Here is a 16,809-nt window from a genome sequence, read left to right on the forward strand (position 1 = left end):
GGGTGAAGCCGTCTCACAGCGCTTTCGGTCCCGACATCAACTCGGTCCGGAGCCTCTCCGCCCGCTCGCTCCGAACCCCCGGAATCGTCCCCACGGTGGTGCCCGCGGTGTGGACGACCACATGCACGAGGTCGAACTTGCGCCCGATCGGTCCCGATTCGAAGTCGACGTGCTGAATTCGGTTCCTGGAAACAATCCGCCGATGCCGGACAAGCCACCCGTGGCTCATCTCGAGGGTGTGGGGAGTGAGTTGGAAAGTCCAGCGCTCCCATCTCCGCTTAAGAAGGAATAGTGCCAGAGTCCCAAACCCCAGTGGAATCGCCGCCAATCCGAGAATCCAGGCCGGGGCGTGACCGGCGAAGACGCCCACCGACAACGCGGCGAGGCAGATAAGCAGCAAAAGCCCCCACCCGATAAAGACCTCCGCCCGCCAGACGTAGAGCACCTTCTCGTCCGGCCGCTCAATCTCGTTCATTGAGAGAGTTTACGATGAACCCACCGCTCGGGATGCGTCCCCCAACGTCCGAAGGACGTGTAGCCGAAGGTTGGTTCGTACCTGCGGACAGCCCGCCGATGATCTGAATGTTCGGTCAATAGATGAAACTCACTCGCGCAGGTACGAGCCAACCTGCGGCTACAACGCTTCGCGTTAAGCGAGGACGCCGACGCTACGCCTTCTCGTACGTCGAAACGACGTTCCCGTTTCCAAATGCCTGCGACTTCGTCAACTTCAGACGAAGTCTCTCATCGAGACCTTCGAACAGCGTTCTTCCACCGCCGAGGGCGACCGGGACCGTCACGATTTGGAAGCCGTCGATTAGATCGGCTTTTGCCAATTGCGACACGATGCTTCCGCTTCCTAAGATCACCATATCGTCGCCAGCTTCATTCTTCAGCCTACGCATCTCGGCTACAAGGTCACCCTTGATCAGGGTGGTGTTGCTCCAAGACGCTTCGCCAAGCGTGTTCGAGAAGACGACTTTCTGCCGGGCGTTCATTTCCCGGGCCACGACCGGCATCATGTTTGCCGCTTGGGGGGTCGGCCAGAAGCTCGCCATCATCTCGTAAGTCACCCGCCCGAAAACCAGAACGCCGCCGCCGCTCGCATTCCCTTCCACGAACGCGTTCCACTCCGGATCTTGCAGCGAGTTATGAGCCCAGCTCATGTCGCCACTAGCATCCGTGAAGTAGCCGTCGAGCGACACCGAATTGAAAACCGACAACCTTCGCATCTGATTCATCTCTGGTGTGATCGTACTCTTCCCCGCTCCCTGTGGAATCGGACTCCGAGTACGTCAAACGTCGCTGCCAAAGTGGGTTGCTATAATGGCAATGATGGAATCCAGTGTGGATAGATTCGGAAGAATTGTGATTCCAAAGAAGATGAGAGATCGGTTGGGGATGCATCCTGGAACGCCGATAACGATTGAAGAATCGGAGGGAAAGATCGAAATCACCGTCGACGAGGGCTCGTCAGCGCTCGCCCGCGATTCGAACGGCCACCTCGTTCTTACCGGCAAGCTGATCGCCCCTATGAAGGACTTCGTTGCCACGGCACGTGAAGATCGGATGCGGCAGGTGTTGGGGGTGGAAGAATGAAGGCTCTCCTCGACAGCAATGTCGTTGTAGCATCCATATGGCAAGGCCATCCCATCATGCTGCGTCAAAGGCATGGCTAACCGATCCGCCGGCCAACGCCGAACTTGCCGTACCTCAGCATGGACTCCTGGAGGTTTATGCAGTCTTGACCGCGCTCCCAGTTCGTCCGCGACATACTCCCGCGCTCGTTAAATTAGCGATGCGCGAAGTGCTTTCCGGTGTCCAGGTACTACCTCTGCTTCCGAAGGACTACGCGGCTGCTCTCGAGGAAGCGGAAGCAAAAGATTGCCGAGGCGGAACCGTATACGACCTCCTGCACTTACAGGCGGCCCTCTCGTGGGGAGCGACTAAGCTCGTCACCCTCAACCCCAAGCACTTTCGTAGACTCATCTCGCCCGGTTCTGTCGAGATCGTCGAACCGTAAAAAACCCCGGAGGCGAAGCCTCCGGGGTGGGGAAACATCGGCGGGGACGCCGACGCTACGGACTTTTAGAAGTCCATGTCGCCCATGCCGCCGCCGTGGCTGTGGCCGCCGCCACCGCCCATGGCTTTCTTCGGCTCGGGCTTCTCGACGACCAGGGTCTCCGTCGTGAGGACGAGGCCGGCGATCGATGCGGCGTTCTGAATGGTCGAACGGGTGACCTTGGCCGGGTCGACGATACCGGCGGCCGCGAGGTCGACGATTTCGCCGTTGATGGCGTTGAGACCATGACCGGCCGGGGAGTTGCGAACCTTCTCAACCACGACCGAACCCTCGAGGCCGGCGTTCTTCGCGATCTGTCGGATAGGCTCTTCGAGAGCGCGCTTCACGATGGCGAGGCCGGTGGCTTCGTCAGCGGTGAGGCCGTCGGTGGAGAGTTGGCCCGCCGCTCGGAGCAGCGTGACGCCGCCGCCAGGGACGATCCCTTCCTCGACTGCCGCCCGAGTGGCGCTCAGGGCGTCCTCGTATCGGTGCTTCTTCTCTTTGAGCTCGGTCTCGGTCGATGCGCCGACCTTGATGACGGCGACGCCGCCCGAAAGCTTGGCCAGTCGCTCCTGGAGCTTCTCCCGGTCGTAGTTGCTGTCCGTCTTGTCGATCTGCGAGCGGATCTGGTTGATCCGGCCAAGCACCTGCTCCTTGGAGCCGGCGCCCTGGATGATCGTGGTCTCTTCCTTGGTGATGACGATCCGCTCGGCAGTGCCCAGCATATCGATCGTCACGTTCTCCAACTTCGTTCCGAGATCCTCGGAGATGAACTGGCCGGCGGTGAGAACCGCGATATCCTCGAGCATCGCCTTTCGTCGGTCGCCGAAGCCCGGGGCTTTGACGGCCGCGATCTGCAACACGCCGCGGATCTTGTTGAGAACGATCGTCGCAAGCGCGTCGCCCTCCACGTCCTCGGCGATGATCAGGATCGGGCGGCGGGTTGCGGCGGCCTTCTCGAGGAAGCCGACGAACTCCTGCGCGTTACCGATCTTCTTCTCGTGGATGAGGATCAGCGGGCGCTCGAGGACGGCCTCCATGCGCTCCGGATCGGTGACGAAGTACGGCGAGATGTAGCCGCGGTCGAACTGCATACCCTCGACGACGTCGAGGGTCGTCTCGCGGCCCTTGCTCTCTTCGACGGTGATGACGCCGTCCTTGCCGACCTTGTCCATCGCCTCGGCGACCTGCTTGCCGATCTCGTTGTCGTTACCGGCAATGGTGGCGACGAACTCGACCTGCTCTTTGTCCTTGATGGTCTGAGCCTGGCTCTTGATGTAGGCGATGACCTGCTCGACCGCCTTGTCGATGCCGCGCTTGACGGCGATCGGGTTGCCGCCGGCGGCGACGTAGCGGAGGCCCTCGTTTACGATGGCCTGGGCAAGGACGGTCGCGGTGGTGGTTCCGTCACCGGCGACGTCGTTGGTCTTGGAAGCGACCTCTTTGCAGAGCTGCGCGCCCATGTTCTCGTACGGATCCTCGAGCTCGATCTCCTTGGCGACGGTGACGCCGTCCTTGGTGATCGTCGGGCTTCCCCACTTCTTGTCGAGGACGACGTTTCGTCCTTTCGGTCCAAGCGTTACCTTAACGGCATCCGCGACCTTGTTAACGCCGCGCTCAAGCGCTCTGCGTGCATTCTCATCGTAAAGTAAATTTTTTGCGGGCATAGGATTCTCTCCAGGTTAGCGGTTGGCAGTTGTTTTGAGTTAGCAGTTCGCAGTTTGTAGCTAGCAGTTTTCGGAAGTAGAGTCGGGTTTGAGACTGCGGATGAAGCCGTCGAGCATTCGGCTTAGCTCGACTGCCATTCCTTGCAGCGGCTTCAATTCTTCGGCCGATGCCACTTCAGTTCTGAGCGCTACTTCAAGCTCCGTTCGTAGCTCGAAGAGCGAACCTTGGGCGATGCGGCAGAAGTTGGCGAGGGAGGCTTTGCTTCCCCTGCCATATCCTTCCGCAATATTCGCCGGAATCGAAACGGCCGACCTTCGCAGCTGACTCGTGAGGCCGAACTGCTCGTCGCGAGGAAAGCGCCGGGTGACCCGATAGACCGCTTCTACCAAGTCCATCCCTAGCTTCCACACGCCAAGCTTCTCGTATCCGAACTCTGCCAACTGCTAACCGCCAACTGCAAACTCGCGAAGCGCCTAATTCAGGATCGCGTAGATCTGGTCCTCGTCGAGGATCGTGTAGTCTTGGCCTTCGTGGGTGACTTCGTTGCCGCCGTACTTGCTGAACAGTACGCGGTCTCCCACTTTAACGCTGAGGGCATTGCGCTCTCCGCTGTCCAGGACGCGGCCGGTTCCTACGGCGACGACCTTCCCCTCCTGGGGCTTCTTCTTGGCGCTGTCGGGAAGGTAAATGCCCGAAGCGGTTTTGTCCTCTTGCTCCATGAGCTGGACGACGACCTTATCGCCGAGCGGCTTTAGATTTGCCATGTGTTCCTCCGATTGATTGGATGTCGAATTTAGCAGTCGATTGACTGGTTTGCTAAATTGTACCGTCGGAGGAGGTACGCAGTGTCAACCGTTTTGGCACTTTTTCGCCCCGAGTGCCAAGACGCCGACCATCGCCCACAAGTCGTAGCAGCGTCTCACAGCCGATTCCCCTTTCCATGCGGCTCCTCATTCCGTTCCCGTGGCTTAGGCCCAATGGCCAAGCCCATAAAAGTTCTTCGTGAGCACGGTTCAACCTCGTCCGGAAATAAGTCCACGGCTACGAGGATAGAAAATTTGCCGAGGCATATCTTGCTTGGAAAGGGCCATCGGCAGGGAGCCGATGTTACGGGCACGCCGGGATTGTCCACCGGTTGCGATGGAAGAGCAACATTTCACGTTGCTGGACCCGTCGTTCAGTTACATCGCAACGGAGGATACATGAGCACCGCCGCACTAATTCTTGCCGCCACGCTGACCACGTCGGGGTCGGTCACGAGCACCATTAACGCTTACGTCTGGCCGACGCTCAAGCTTGCCGCATCGGGCGGAAACGCAGCCGTCGCTCCAAGCGGCGAGTTGACCGGACTCGCTTCGCTCGTCGCGGCCGGACAAAATCTCTCCACAACCGCAACCGGCCGCGTCGGCGGAGACGCCGCTTCCGCTTCCGTCCTGGTTGGTTCCCTCCGCTCACGCGATGAAGCGCTCGGCAAAAGCGGCGTCGTCGTAGGCTCCGACAGTGCCCTGCTGACGACGGGCGCCGAGAAGGACAGCTTTCTCGAGAAGGAATTCGGGGTGCGGATGCTCGCCTCCAAGCCGGGCAAACTAGCCGCCGATGTGACGGCGTGGCTCGAATCGCGACTTACGATGGGCGAGACCAAACCGGCTTCGTTCGGATCCCGTGTGTTAGCGGGCGCGGCAATGTACGTGGTTCCGGCCGGAGCCGGGATCTTCCCCGTTGGAACGATCTCATTTGACGGTCACAAGGTTCCGGCCGCCGTTACCACGGCGACCCTATCGTTGGAAAACGAGACCGCTCAAATCGCCCTCGCTCCGATCGGTACGAACTCAAAGTTCGCCCTCGTCTTCGCCTTGCCCGCTCCGGGTAAGACTCCCGGCGACGTCCTCGACGAGTTCGGCTCCAAGTGGAACGAAACACTTGCTTCTCTGAAGAAAGGAGACGTAACCGTGACGCTGCCAATCTTTAAACAGGCCGTCGACCGTGACGTCACGAGTTGGCTGGGATTGAAGGGCGAAGACGCCTTGACCGCCCGCGAACGGCTTTACGTGGCGATCGGAGTCGAACCGCCTCCCCCGCCTAAGAAGGCGAATCAAGCCGGCGGCGGCGTAGGGCTCGGCGGTGGAGTGTGGATGCCGATCTGGCACCCGATGGCCCCGCTCAACGTTCCCACCTCGTACGGCGTCGGCGGTGGCCAAAAGCGCTCCAATCAAGAGCCCGCGACGCTCAACCTGAACCGAGCCTTCGTTTACGCCTTGGCAGACACATCCACTGGCCAGGTGGTATTCGCCGGCGTTTACGCAAATCCTTAAAAACAAAAAATCCCTGCCCTGTAGCGCGAAAGCGCCGCGGGGCAGGGATTTTATTGTTAGAACTTGACGACGCGCAGAGCCTCGGCAACGATTTTCTCTACCGAAGGGAGCACGTATAGTTCGAGCGGCTTCGCCCACGGAACCGGAGTATCCAAACGCGTCACCCGCGCCGGAGGCGCGTCCAGCAGGTCGAATGCCTTCTCGCTGACCCGTGCGATGACTTCACCCGCGAATCCACAGGTCATCGGAGCTTCGTTCACCACCACGAGACGGTGGGTCTTCGCGAGCGAAGTGAAAATCGTCTGCTCGTCGAGCGGAACGAGCGAACGAAGGTCGATCACCTCCGCACTAACACCAAGCTTCAATAACTCTTCCGCCGCCGCCAAACAGTGATAGACATTCTGTCCGTAGCTCACCAGCGTCACGTCGCTGCCGACGCGGCGAAGCTTCGCTTGGCCCAGCGGAACGATGTAATCCTCGTCTGGAAGAACCTCCGCGATCTCGCGCTTTCGATAAAGCTCCTTGATCTCGTAAAAGATGCACGGATTGCCGTCTCGTAGCGCCGCCTTCAGCAGGCCCTTCGCGTCGTACGGGGTCGAAGGAACCACCACCCGCAGACCGGGCGCGTTGCAGAACCACGCCTCGTTCATCTGACTGTGGTACAGCGCGCCTCCACTATAAGCGCCGGCCGGGCCGCGAACCACGATTGGCAGATTGACCTCACCCGCGGTGCGATAGTGGTAAGTCGCCATCATATTGACGATCTGATCGAAGCCGCATGAGATGAAGTCGATGAACTGCATCTCGGCCATGACCGTCTTGCCGGCGAGGGCAAGTCCCACGGCTGAGCCGACGATGCACGCCTCGGAAATCGGCATGTCGACAACCCGGTCGCTGCCGTATTGACCGAGCAGCCCTTCGGTTACGCCAAACGCGCCCCCGAGCAAACCGATGTCCTCACCCTGACAAACCATGTCCGGGTTGCTTTGCATCTCTTCGAAGAGTGCTTCTTTGAGGGCGGTCAGATAGTTCTTCTTGACCCCTTCCTGAAGCGGCGACGAGCTCTGGGGGTTTGTAGCGACCGCGCTCATCGACCCGACTCCTTGAAAACCCAAAGCGCGGCTTCCTCCGCCTCCGGAACGTCCGCCGCGATCGCGAACTTAATGCCTTCGTTCAAGAACTCGACCACTTCGGGCGGAAAATCGTCGTTGGAAGCCTCGGCCGCGTTCTTTCCTTCTGCGTGGTACTTCGCCGCTTCCTCCTCAGAGAGGTGTCCCAGTTCCAGAAGCTGGCGGCGACAGACCGCGATCGGGTCGCGGGAGCGTCCCTTCTCGATCTCTTCCGGTGGGCGATAACGTGCCGCCCGGTCGTCGTCGTGGTCCCCGTGACCATAAGCGCGGAAAGTCTTGCACTCTACGATGCTGGGGCCTTGCCCGCTACGGGCGTATTCCACCGCCTCCATCACCTTGTCGTACACGTCGAAAACGTCTTGGCCGTCGGCCACGATGCCCGGAATTCCGAAACCGTCGGCACGGCGGGCGAAATCGCGTTGCGAATACTCGAGCTGGGTCGGCGTGCCGTACGCCCACTGGTTATTCTCGATGATCGTCACTACCGGCAGCTTGTGCACGGCGGCGTAATTGATCGCCTCGTGGAAGATCCCTTGCGCGGTTGAGCCCTCTCCGTTATAGGTGAGGCAGACGGCATCCCCTCCATTCAGGCGATCGGCATAAACCACACCGGCCGCCACAGGAATTGTGCCGGCCAGCATGGAAGTCGAGTGGATGATCCGCTTTTCACGGCTGCCGATGTGCGACCAGTTGTCTCGAGCCCGGCCGGGCGAAGTGACCTTGCCCCAGACTTGCGAGCACACCTGCTCGATGGTCAGTCCCATCCGATTGGCGTCGCGCCACCGGAATTTCGCATCCTTCAGGAAGAACGCGGACATGTCTCGGTGAATCGGCGAGATCCAGTCGGTCGGCTTCAGACCGAAAAGGGAGCCCACGATGATCGCCTCTTGGTTATGCGAAGAGTAGAGTGTGCCGGTGAGGTTGCCCCGCTTCTTCTCTTTAATCAGGCGAACGTCGAAGTATCGGGCCAAATAAAGCTGTCGATAAATCTCTAGACAGTCCTCGCGCGACAGTAGGTCGCGAGGACGAGAAGCTTGGGGGGTTTCGGCGGGCGATTCGGTCTTCTCGGCCGTAGCCGCAGCAGAGTTTCGACTCAAATTGTGGACTCCGTCAGGCGAACCTGAATAGGATGTCAGGTTACCCGACAAAGTGGCGCTGGCTTCCAGCCCGTGTGTATCCGGTGCCACGTAGCACTGGCTCCTAGCTAGTGGGTCCCAAGGGCATCTCTGCCCTTGGCCCCCTCACACGACCAGGATGGTCGTGATACACACGGGCTGGAAGCCCGTGCCACGTTCTACTTGGCGTTCTTGGTCAGGAACTCGAAGAATCGAGCCGGGCCACCGTAACCCACGAGCTGGTCCTGCGTGCCGCCGCTCTTGTCCAGAACGACCTGCAGCGGAATTGCCTCCGCGTGGTAGCGGCTCGCGATCGTCGGCTGCTGGTCCACGTCGATGCGGCACCACACGTAGCTCTTGCCCATCGCCTTGAACTGCGCGGTACCGAAGCACTCTCGCTCTAGCATCTTGCACGGTCCACACCAAGTGGCCATGAAGTCGATGAAGACGTGCTTGTTGCTGGCTCGCGCCACTTTCAGAGCTTCATCGAGGTCGGTGTACCATCGGCCGTTATTGATCTCGTCGAGCGACAGCTCGCGTGCGTCGGCCGGCGGAACGAAGGTGAACGTCGAGTCAGGAAGATCCGCGTTGAGCTCGAGGCTCTTCGTATCCAGGATCGTGGTCAGTTTGCCGTTGTTCGGGTCGTTCAGCTCGATCTGCGACTTCCGCGCCACATTGTCCGAGGTGCTCAGGAAGTAGGTCTTCGTCTTCTTACCCGCCGTCGCCTCGACGACGGAGAGCGGAGTTCCGTTCATCTGTCGCTGACCGATCGCCCGGCTGCGAGGAGCATCGTACGCCTTCGGATTGAAGAATCCGGCAAACAGTCCAAGTTCGTCGGAGGTCAGGAATTCCTTAACGTCCTTCTCGGTCTGCGGGCGCTTGAAGTAGGTGTTATCCTCCTTGGTATACGTCGTGACCTGTTTTCCATCGGCGACGATCGTCCCGGCCGGAGTTTCGATCCGGGCCAGGTTCGGCTTTTTGAGGGCGATCGTATAAGTCTCCGCCCCGGAACCGACGGTCTGGGCGGTGTAGGTCGATCGAACCGACTTCGCCTCGTTAAGCGCCTTGCCGAAGCTGGCAAGAAGCGAGGTGCCGGAAGTCTGGGCCGCGGCGACGGCGGCAATAGCGGCGATAGCGACGAGAGGCCACGTTCTTCGCATAGAGAATCTCCTGATAAGATGCGTTGAGATGGCGCTAGTGTATCGCACTTTGCTACGCACGGCGCACAATGTGTCGGCCCTCAATGTCCCGAAATCTGACCCTCGGCCTTCTATTCGCGATTATCGCGGTTCATGTCGTCCTCGCGGCATCGTTTGCCTCGGTAACTCCGTTCCGCACTCCGGGCCTCCTGGGCGGCCGCGTACAGATCGCGGACGTCGGCGCCCCCGACGAGCGACAACACGTTAACTATGTCCTCCGACTCGCCCACGGTGGCGGGTTTCCCGTGTTCAATCCCAAAGATCCGAACTTGAGCGAGACGCTGGAGAGCCACCAGCCCCCCCTCTTCTATTTCCTCGACGCGGCTTGGGGAACGGTCATGAACGGCTATATGCCGCCCGCGCCGCCCGCTACCGAGGGAAAAGAGATGAGCCAGGACGATGGGCTCAAGCTGCGGTCCCTCAACGTCCTCATCGGAGCTTTCACCATCGGCGGCGTCTTCATGCTCGCCTTCTGGAGCTACGGGAAATCGGAGGTCGCCCTCGCCGCCGCCGCCTTCGCCGGACTGCTTCCTATGCTCGCCGCGCTCGATGGAGCGGTCAGCAACGATCCGCTTCTCTTCTGCCTCTGCACCTGGACCCTCGCCCTGCTCGCAAAGGGTGTTAGCGAGGGGTGGACCACCCGACTCGCACTGACGATCGGCATCCTCACTGGACTCGCTATCCTCACCAAGACCTCGGGAATCGTCCTCCTGCCGGTGATATTGGTAGCAGTGCTCCTTAAAGGAGAACGTCCACGTCCATCCGCCACCCAGTTTGCGACCGCACTGGTTCCGATCCTCGTCCTCACCGTTCCCTGGTTCGTTCGAAATACGAACCTGTACGGAGATCCGCTCGCCCTCGGCGCATTCGGACAAGCTTTCGGCGGCACCGCCCAGGCCAAAGATTTGATCGGTAGCTTCGGCCCGGCCGGCTACTGGATCGATATGGTCGGCGGCTACACGATCCGTTCCTTCATCGGAACCTTTGGGTACATGGACGTTTGGCTTACCAACAACGGCCATCGAAATGGCGAACCCGGCCTTTACCGCGCGGCTTGGCTGCTGATCGCCATCGGCGCCGCTGGCTGGGTCTTGGCCATCCGGCAAGAGCCGAAGGAAGCAAAGCGGGTGCACCTCGTGAACGGGCTATTCTTCCTAGCCGTCCTCCTCACGTTTCTAAAATTCAACATGCAGTATTTCCAGGCCCAGGCGCGCTATCTGCTGCCGGCGATCGGTCCGATCGCCGCCGCCGTGGGCGCAGGCTTGGTAGCGCTGACGCGCGATCGCCGACTCCTGGCATTGGGCGTCATCGTGCTCGTCTTCGGATTCCTCGACGTTTTCGCCCTCACCCGTCTTCCCGGTCAATTTGCAGAGCGGACCGGCATGGCCCAGCGGACGCCATGATCCTCTTCCACGTAACGACCGCCCGTAACGACCGCCTTGGAATTCGCGTCCAATAGGAGATAGTGGTGTCGGCCCTGTTCGAAAAAACCCGCGCAAGTACCTACGACGAAGACCTCGCTCTCGTCGAGCGTTTCTTGTCGGGTGATCAAACCGCCTTTGAGGCGCTGTACGCCAAATATTACGACAAGGTCTTCTCCATCGCCTGCGGCATCCTCGTCGACCACGACGAGGCCGCCGACGCGGTTCAGGAGGTCTTCACCCTCGTCTATCGCCATCTCGGAAGGTTCGATCGCCGCTCCCGATTTAGCACCTGGCTATTCCGGGTTGCCGTCAATCGAAGCATCCAAGAAGCCCGCCGCCATCGCCACCGATGGCGCAACGTCGAGCTCGACGAAACGACCGCCGGAGCCGCGCCGGAAGAGGCCGACACCTCCGATCCAAAGGTCCAGGCCACCCTCCTGCGAATGGTCCCCGCCGACCGCGCCCTCTTAGTTCTCTTCTACTGGGAGGAGCTAAGCCTGCAGGAGATCGCCGACAGCCTCGGCTGCAATGTCAACGCCGCCAAAACGCGCCTCTACCGAGCTCGCGAACGGTTCCGGATGCTGTATGAGGGAGAGGCATGAAGGGAATTCCGCCTGAAATCGACCGGATCATGTGGACGATCGCGGAAGACGGTAACCACGGCGCGGCCGATGAGTTCGTTCAGCGTTATCCGCTCTATCGCGAGGAGCTTCTCCGCCGCCGAGAAACCGTTTCCCGCCTCAAAACGAGTGGCAAGCGCGTCAAGTCGGAAACCATTCCGAAGTTCGTGCCCACCGAGAGCATCCGAACCGCCCCGGCCCCCCGGCAGGTGGCGATCGTCTCCGCCCTCGTCCTTGCCGCGCTGGCTGCCGCATCGTATACGATCACGTCGCTCGCCGCCCCGCCCCCCAAGCCGGAGCAGATCCTCGCACCGGGAGGGTCGTCCCCATCGAACGTCGCACCCAAGCTGGAGCCTCGAAAGCCGGAATCGCCAATCGCGAAATCTAACCCCGATACTTCCGAGGCCGTTGTCTCGCATCAGACGCAGACTCCGGAATATCTGAAACCGCAGACGTTGGTGCTCAAGAAAGCCGCCCTCGTGGACGCCTTAAGACTCATCGCGAGCCAAGCCAAGGTGCGGATCGAGATCGCTCCCGGCATGCCCAATCCGACCATCGCGCTCGAGTATCGCGACACTAACGCCATCGAGATGCTCAAAGACCTTGGGTCGAAATACGGGTTCACCCCGTTCGACCAGGGGGATGGAAGCATCGTCGTGTACCCGGCCGTCGACCCATCCGGAACCTCCGCCGGACCGAGCAACGCCCGCCGGGTAGGCGGATGATCTTGCGGAAGTCGCGTTAAGGCATAGGTAACTCGTTATTCCCGTTGCTATACTGAACGTGGGATCGCGGGAGATTTGCCATGCCTAGAGTTCAGCGCGCCTCTGACGTCATCGAGATAATTTCGGAACGCGCCATTTATTTCGGCACGTTCGCCATCGGGATCGGAGTCCTTGCCGGTCTGCTGGTCCGCTACCAGGGTCAAACCGGCGTTCTCGTTCCACTGGGATTCGTCCTGCTCACGATCTTCGTCGGCGTGTTCGGATATTCGGTCTACACCGCACTCCAAGTCCGCAAGGTCGTCGGCAAACCGGTCATCTGCCCGTTCTGCGAAGTCGCGAACGAAGTGGTCGGCGACGCCAACGAAGATTTCGATTGCGTCAACTGCCACCGAATGATTCCGATCGTTGACGGAGCGGTTCTTCCCGTTTCGCAGGTTCGATGCGGTTACTGCAACGAGCTCAACTTCTACAGCGAGAAAACCGAAGCGCTCCTTTGCGAGAAATGCAATCACGAGATTCCGCTTGCCCGCGACGACGGCGCCCCTAAGAAATCGATCCCGATGGGATTCGCCGTCGTCGACGACGAAGCGATGTACGAGTTGTTGCTGGTCGGCCACGGTCATAAGGAAGAAGAGCTGATCCAGTGCCTTCAACAGATGCTGGCCCTGAACCGAAACCAGGTGAAGCAAATGCTCGGCGACCTTCCGGTCACCCTGCTCACCGGTATCACTCGCCGAAAGGCGGAAATGCTAAAGGCGCAGCTCTCCATCCACGACGGCGAAGTAGAGTTCCGCCAAATGGAAGAAGCCCGCTACTAACCGGCGTCTGCCCCGTTGCCAAAAACGGTCTGGGATCCTCAGGATTCCGGACCTCTTTGCTTTAGCCGACGGCAACCGCTTAACGCCAAATCGGAACCCCAGTCCGCCAACCTGAGGTATTCTTTTGCGAAACAAATCAGCGGCCAAGTGCATCATGCATGGAAGCGCTACTCTCTAGGGGGTTCTCCACTCTTGATGAAGTTGCTCCAGCAAGCGACACACCTGGCCCACCGCCAGGGGTCAACACGCCTTAAGACCACATTGTTCCTCGCCGCCATCGGCGCCCTTCTTCCCACCAGCGCGTTCGCCGCGGAAGGAGAGGGGGTTAGTCTCAAATTTTCCGGAAGTGATTCCGGTCTGCTCATCGCGGCGCTCGTTTTGGGCCTCATCGCCGTCGGAGCCGCCCTCTTCCTCCGTTCCTGGGTACTCAAGCAGAACCCGGGCAGCTCGGAGATGCAAGAGGTCGGACTCGCCATCCGAGACGGCGCTACCGCCTACCTAAAGAAGCAGATCGGGACGATGATCCCGTTCGTCGTCCTGCTCGCCCTCGGACTATTCGGCTTGTCCTATCCGAGCGGAATCTTGCCCGCAATCGGCGTTGCGGTCGCGTTCGTCTTCGGGGTCATCGGCAGCTATACCGCCGGTTCCACCGGAATGATGATCGCCGTCAGCGCCAACATGCGCACGGCCCATGCCGCCTTGAGCAGCTATAAGCGGTCGCTCGAGACGGCGTTCCGCAGCGGCGCCGTCGCCGGCCTGCTCACGGTAGGAATCGGCCTTGTCGGCGCGTGCATTATTCTGCTGATCGGCGGCAGCAACGCCATTCAGTATCTTGTCGGATTTGGCTTCGGAGGTTCGCTAGCCGCGCTCTTTATGCGCGTCGGCGGTGGAATCTTCACCAAAGCCGCCGATGTCGGCGCCGACCTCGTCGGCAAGGTCGAAAAGGGGATCCCCGAAGACGACCCCCGCAACCCGGCCGTCATCGCCGATAACGTCGGTGACAACGTCGGCGACTGCGCCGGTATGGCCGCCGACGTGTTCGAGTCGTACCTCGTCACCATCATCTCCGCCATCGTTCTCGCCGCCGCAACATCGAGCGTGCTCGATACGCACACTTGGATGAAGCTGGTGCTGTTCACGATGATCGTGTCGGCCCTCGGCATCCTCGCGTCCGTCATCGGAATCTTCACCGTCCGAGGTAACGACAACCTCGACTCCGATCCGCTGGTTGCGATTCGAAAGGGATTCACCCGATCCGCGCTCCTTGCCGGTCTCGGCGCGGCCGTCGTGGCATTCTTCTTTATGGGTGGCCGACAGCCGCTCCTCACCGACCGCCTTTCGCCGCTTCAGGATTCGCTTCGAACCGATGCGACCTTCCTTCAAAAGGTGCGCGAGGAAGTCGCGACCCGAAAGCCTTCGCAAGCCGCCGTAGACGCCGCGGTGCAGGAGAAAGCGAAGGAGTTCGCCAAGCAACCGAAGGATATTAAAGCGAGCGATATCTTCGCCGATCCGGCCAAGATTCCCACGTCCGTCCAAGGATTCTCCCAAGCTTCGGTCGATCGCATTCTGCAGAAGAGCGCTAATCCGGTCGCTCCCTCTGAAGTCACCGCCGCCGACCTTGTAAACGTTGCCGAGGTTAAGGCCAAGGGTTACCGCCCGGAGGATGCGGGTTACGTTCAGCAGGCGCTGATGGCGCAGCTCGATCAAATGCCGCCGTCGAAGCCTCTCACCGGCTTCCAACGGATCACCGACTTCAAGGACACGAGCATCAAGGCGCTCGACTACGGCATTACCGCTCAGGCGACCGACCCGGCGAATCCGCCGAAGAAGCCGTACGTTGCCATTCGCGACTATTTTGGCGGCGAAGGCGACAACCGGTTCGTGGTCGCCCAGCTTCACGCAAAGGTTCACATTCCGCCCCGTCCCGCCCAAGGGGGTCAGCCGGCCTCGATCGAGCAAAACACCGACCAGACGATCTGGCAGGGCCCGATCAAGCTGTCCGACCTGAACGACAAGATCAAGAAGTTCCAGGAGCAGACGAAAACCCAGGGGATTACTTCCGACATCCAGGTCGTCAAGACCGAGGACGTCGGGGTCTACGTCAACCCCTCTACCGGCGATCTCGCCATCGGCCTTCCCGGCACGATGGATCATCCCGCTTCGCGCCAGAGCGCTCAAAGCCAGTTCGCCTACTACAAGAAGCCGGCGGCGGAGTTGAACGCCGACTACGAGAAGCTCACCGCTAACCCGCAAGGTCCCCAGCCGGTGCTCCCGCAACGGATGGAAATGCAGCTTGCGGTCAATACGCAGGGCGCGATTCCGTGGTGGAACTTCTTCATCCCGGTTCTGGTTGGCATCCTGCTCGCCTTCGGCATCGAGCGGCTCACCGAGTTCTACGTCTCGACGCACAAGCGCCCGGTGCAAGAAGTCGCCGGCGTATCCAGCGGTGGCGCGGCTCCGATGATCATTCAGGGCTTCGCCTATGCCAGCGAGTCGAGCGCGATGATGGTCTTTGCGATCGTCGCCGCCCTCATGGTCCCGCTCTTCGTCTTCCCCGCCACCGTTTACGGCGGCTACGTGCTGGCCCTTTACGGGGTGTCCTTGGTAGGCATCGGCCTTCTCTCGACCACCGGCTACGTGCTCGCGATGGACACGTTCGGGCCAATCTCGGACAACGCCCAAGGCGTGTTCGAGATGAGCGGCGCCGGCAAAGCGAATCCGCAAGCCGCCAAGGCGATCGGCCACCTCGACGCGGCCGGAAACACGACCAAGGCGCTCACGAAGGGATTCGCCATCGCCACCGCGGTCGTCGCGGCGATCGCGCTGTTCAACTCGTTCCGCGGCGCGGCGATGCTGACCGATATCGGTCTAAAGCTCGACACGCCCGAGATCTTCCTCGGCATGCTGATCGGCGGCGCGGCGCCGTTCCTGTTCTCGTCGTTCGCCATCAACGCCGTCGGACGAGCTGCCTTCCAGCTCATTAACGAGGTCCGCCGTCAGTTCCGGGAGAACCCCGGAATTATGGCGGGAACGGTAAAGCCGGACTACGCTCGGTGCGTAGCGCTGGTCACCGCCGCCGCCCAGAAAGAGCTGCTCGCGCCAGGAATCCTGGCGATCGCGCTCCCGACGGCGGTCGCCTTCGGCTTCTCCATCGGAAAGCCGACGACCATCGTCAACGGCGTCGAATACAACCTGATGGGTGCGCAGGCGCTCGGCGGGTTCCTCGCCGGCACCATCCTCAGCGGCCAGCTCATGGCCGTGCTGCTGTCCAACTCGGGCGGCATGTGGGATAACGCGAAGAAGCTGATCGAGGACGGACTTTACGGCGGAAAAGGGAGCGAGGCCCACAAGGCTTCCGTTATCTGCGACACGGTTGGCGACCCGTTCAAGGACACCGCCGGCCCGGCCCTGAACCCGCTCATCAAGGTCATGAACCTGGTGGCCCTGCTGCTCGCCGCGACGATCATTCGGCCGTTCGGCACGCCGGTCTTGGTCACAGTGACCGTCGTCTGCGTCGGTGCGTTGGTCTTCTCCATCTATCTGAGCAAGAAGGGTTCTCTCTCCGAGGATCTCCAACGCGCCCAGAAGGAAGGCGCGAACGCCGATGCCCACCTAACCCACCCCCCGACCCTCGAAACCGGAACCTCGACCACCATCGAGCCCCCCCGCCAAAAGCGACGGATCACCGTCGAAGACACCGACGACGAGGCATAGACCCGTTGAAAATGCCCGAGCC

At 60.7% G+C, this 16,809-nt stretch carries 16 protein-coding genes; 8 read left to right on the plus strand and 8 right to left on the minus strand.

The genetic code is table 11. The annotated features are described in order from the left end of the window. Positions 1 to 13: 13 nt before the first annotated feature. Both OP10G_RS25340 and OP10G_RS22060 read right to left on the minus strand, forming a co-directional pair. Positions 14 to 475, minus strand: a complete 462-nt coding sequence (locus OP10G_RS25340) for a PH domain-containing protein (protein ID WP_025228263.1) — start codon at positions 473 to 475, stop codon at positions 14 to 16. 193 nt (positions 476 to 668) lie between these two features. Next, positions 669 to 1,241: a dihydrofolate reductase family protein gene (locus OP10G_RS22060; RefSeq protein WP_227625006.1), complete on the minus strand. Its 573-nt coding sequence runs from the start codon at positions 1,239 to 1,241 to the stop codon at positions 669 to 671. Between the two features lie 94 nt (positions 1,242 to 1,335). Here OP10G_RS22060 and OP10G_RS22065 point away from each other — a divergent pair, with 94 nt between their 5' ends. Continuing rightward, positions 1,336 to 1,599 (plus strand): AbrB/MazE/SpoVT family DNA-binding domain-containing protein, encoded by a 264-nt coding sequence (locus OP10G_RS22065; RefSeq protein ID WP_025228261.1) that lies wholly within the window; start codon positions 1,336 to 1,338, stop codon positions 1,597 to 1,599. A gap of 37 nt (positions 1,600 to 1,636) precedes the next feature. Beyond that, entirely contained in the window at positions 1,637 to 2,023 is a 387-nt protein-coding gene (locus tag OP10G_RS26025) for a type II toxin-antitoxin system VapC family toxin (protein WP_084179652.1), read from the plus strand. 65 nt (positions 2,024 to 2,088) lie between these two features. Here the strand turns inward: OP10G_RS26025 and groL are convergent, their stop codons facing one another. From groL to groES, 3 genes are read right to left on the minus strand one after another with little or no spacing between them, the layout of a single operon-like run. Next, positions 2,089 to 3,729 (minus strand): chaperonin GroEL, encoded by a 1,641-nt coding sequence (gene groL, locus OP10G_RS22075; RefSeq protein ID WP_025228259.1) that lies wholly within the window; start codon positions 3,727 to 3,729, stop codon positions 2,089 to 2,091. Positions 3,730 to 3,789: 60 nt separating this feature from the next. After that, positions 3,790 to 4,170: a four helix bundle protein gene (locus OP10G_RS22080; protein WP_025228258.1), complete on the minus strand. Its 381-nt coding sequence runs from the start codon at positions 4,168 to 4,170 to the stop codon at positions 3,790 to 3,792. A 33-nt stretch (positions 4,171 to 4,203) separates the two neighbouring features. Then, positions 4,204 to 4,494, minus strand: coding sequence for a co-chaperone GroES (gene groES / locus OP10G_RS22085; RefSeq protein WP_025228257.1), 291 nt, complete (start codon positions 4,492 to 4,494; stop codon positions 4,204 to 4,206). Positions 4,495 to 4,932: 438 nt separating this feature from the next. Between groES and OP10G_RS22090 the strand changes: the two genes are divergently transcribed. Then, a complete protein-coding gene (locus OP10G_RS22090; RefSeq protein ID WP_025228256.1) occupies positions 4,933 to 6,042 on the plus strand; it encodes a serpin family protein in 1,110 nt (369 codons plus the stop codon). A gap of 56 nt (positions 6,043 to 6,098) precedes the next feature. Here the strand turns inward: OP10G_RS22090 and OP10G_RS22095 are convergent, their stop codons facing one another. The 3 genes from OP10G_RS22095 to OP10G_RS22105 form a co-directional block, all read right to left on the minus strand. Next, positions 6,099 to 7,133: an alpha-ketoacid dehydrogenase subunit beta gene (locus tag OP10G_RS22095; protein ID WP_025228255.1), complete on the minus strand. Its 1,035-nt coding sequence runs from the start codon at positions 7,131 to 7,133 to the stop codon at positions 6,099 to 6,101. Further along, entirely contained in the window at positions 7,130 to 8,269 is a 1,140-nt protein-coding gene (locus tag OP10G_RS22100) for a thiamine pyrophosphate-dependent dehydrogenase E1 component subunit alpha (RefSeq protein WP_025228254.1), read from the minus strand. The genes OP10G_RS22095 and OP10G_RS22100 overlap by 4 nt, the downstream gene beginning before the upstream one ends. A 197-nt stretch (positions 8,270 to 8,466) precedes the next feature. Further along, entirely contained in the window at positions 8,467 to 9,447 is a 981-nt protein-coding gene (locus OP10G_RS22105) for a thioredoxin family protein (RefSeq protein ID WP_025228253.1), read from the minus strand. Between the two features lie 83 nt (positions 9,448 to 9,530). Here OP10G_RS22105 and OP10G_RS22110 point away from each other — a divergent pair, with 83 nt between their 5' ends. The 5 genes from OP10G_RS22110 to OP10G_RS25345 all read left to right on the plus strand — a co-directional run bounded on the left by OP10G_RS22110 (position 9,531) and on the right by OP10G_RS25345 (position 16,787). Then, positions 9,531 to 10,889, plus strand: a complete 1,359-nt coding sequence (locus OP10G_RS22110) for a glycosyltransferase family 39 protein (RefSeq protein WP_025228252.1) — start codon at positions 9,531 to 9,533, stop codon at positions 10,887 to 10,889. A 65-nt stretch (positions 10,890 to 10,954) separates the two neighbouring features. Continuing rightward, positions 10,955 to 11,512 (plus strand): RNA polymerase sigma factor, encoded by a 558-nt coding sequence (locus OP10G_RS22115; protein ID WP_025228251.1) that lies wholly within the window; start codon positions 10,955 to 10,957, stop codon positions 11,510 to 11,512. After that, on the plus strand, positions 11,509 to 12,255 hold the full coding sequence (locus tag OP10G_RS22120; protein ID WP_025228250.1) for a hypothetical protein: 747 nt from the start codon (positions 11,509 to 11,511) through the stop codon (positions 12,253 to 12,255). Before OP10G_RS22115 ends, OP10G_RS22120 begins: the two co-directional genes overlap by 4 nt. An 80-nt stretch (positions 12,256 to 12,335) precedes the next feature. Further along, positions 12,336 to 13,073 carry a hypothetical protein gene (locus tag OP10G_RS22125; protein WP_025228249.1) on the plus strand — a complete coding sequence of 246 codons (738 nt, stop codon included), beginning with the start codon at positions 12,336 to 12,338 and terminating at the stop codon, positions 13,071 to 13,073. Positions 13,074 to 13,268: 195 nt separating this feature from the next. Beyond that, complete coding sequence (locus tag OP10G_RS25345; RefSeq protein WP_025228248.1) at positions 13,269 to 16,787, plus strand: sodium/proton-translocating pyrophosphatase; 3,519 nt, start codon at positions 13,269 to 13,271, stop codon at positions 16,785 to 16,787. Positions 16,788 to 16,809 lie beyond the last annotated feature (22 nt).

It is taken from the genome of Fimbriimonas ginsengisoli Gsoil 348, assembly GCF_000724625.1.
Taxonomy (GTDB): Bacteria; Armatimonadota; Fimbriimonadia; order Fimbriimonadales; family Fimbriimonadaceae; genus Fimbriimonas; species Fimbriimonas ginsengisoli.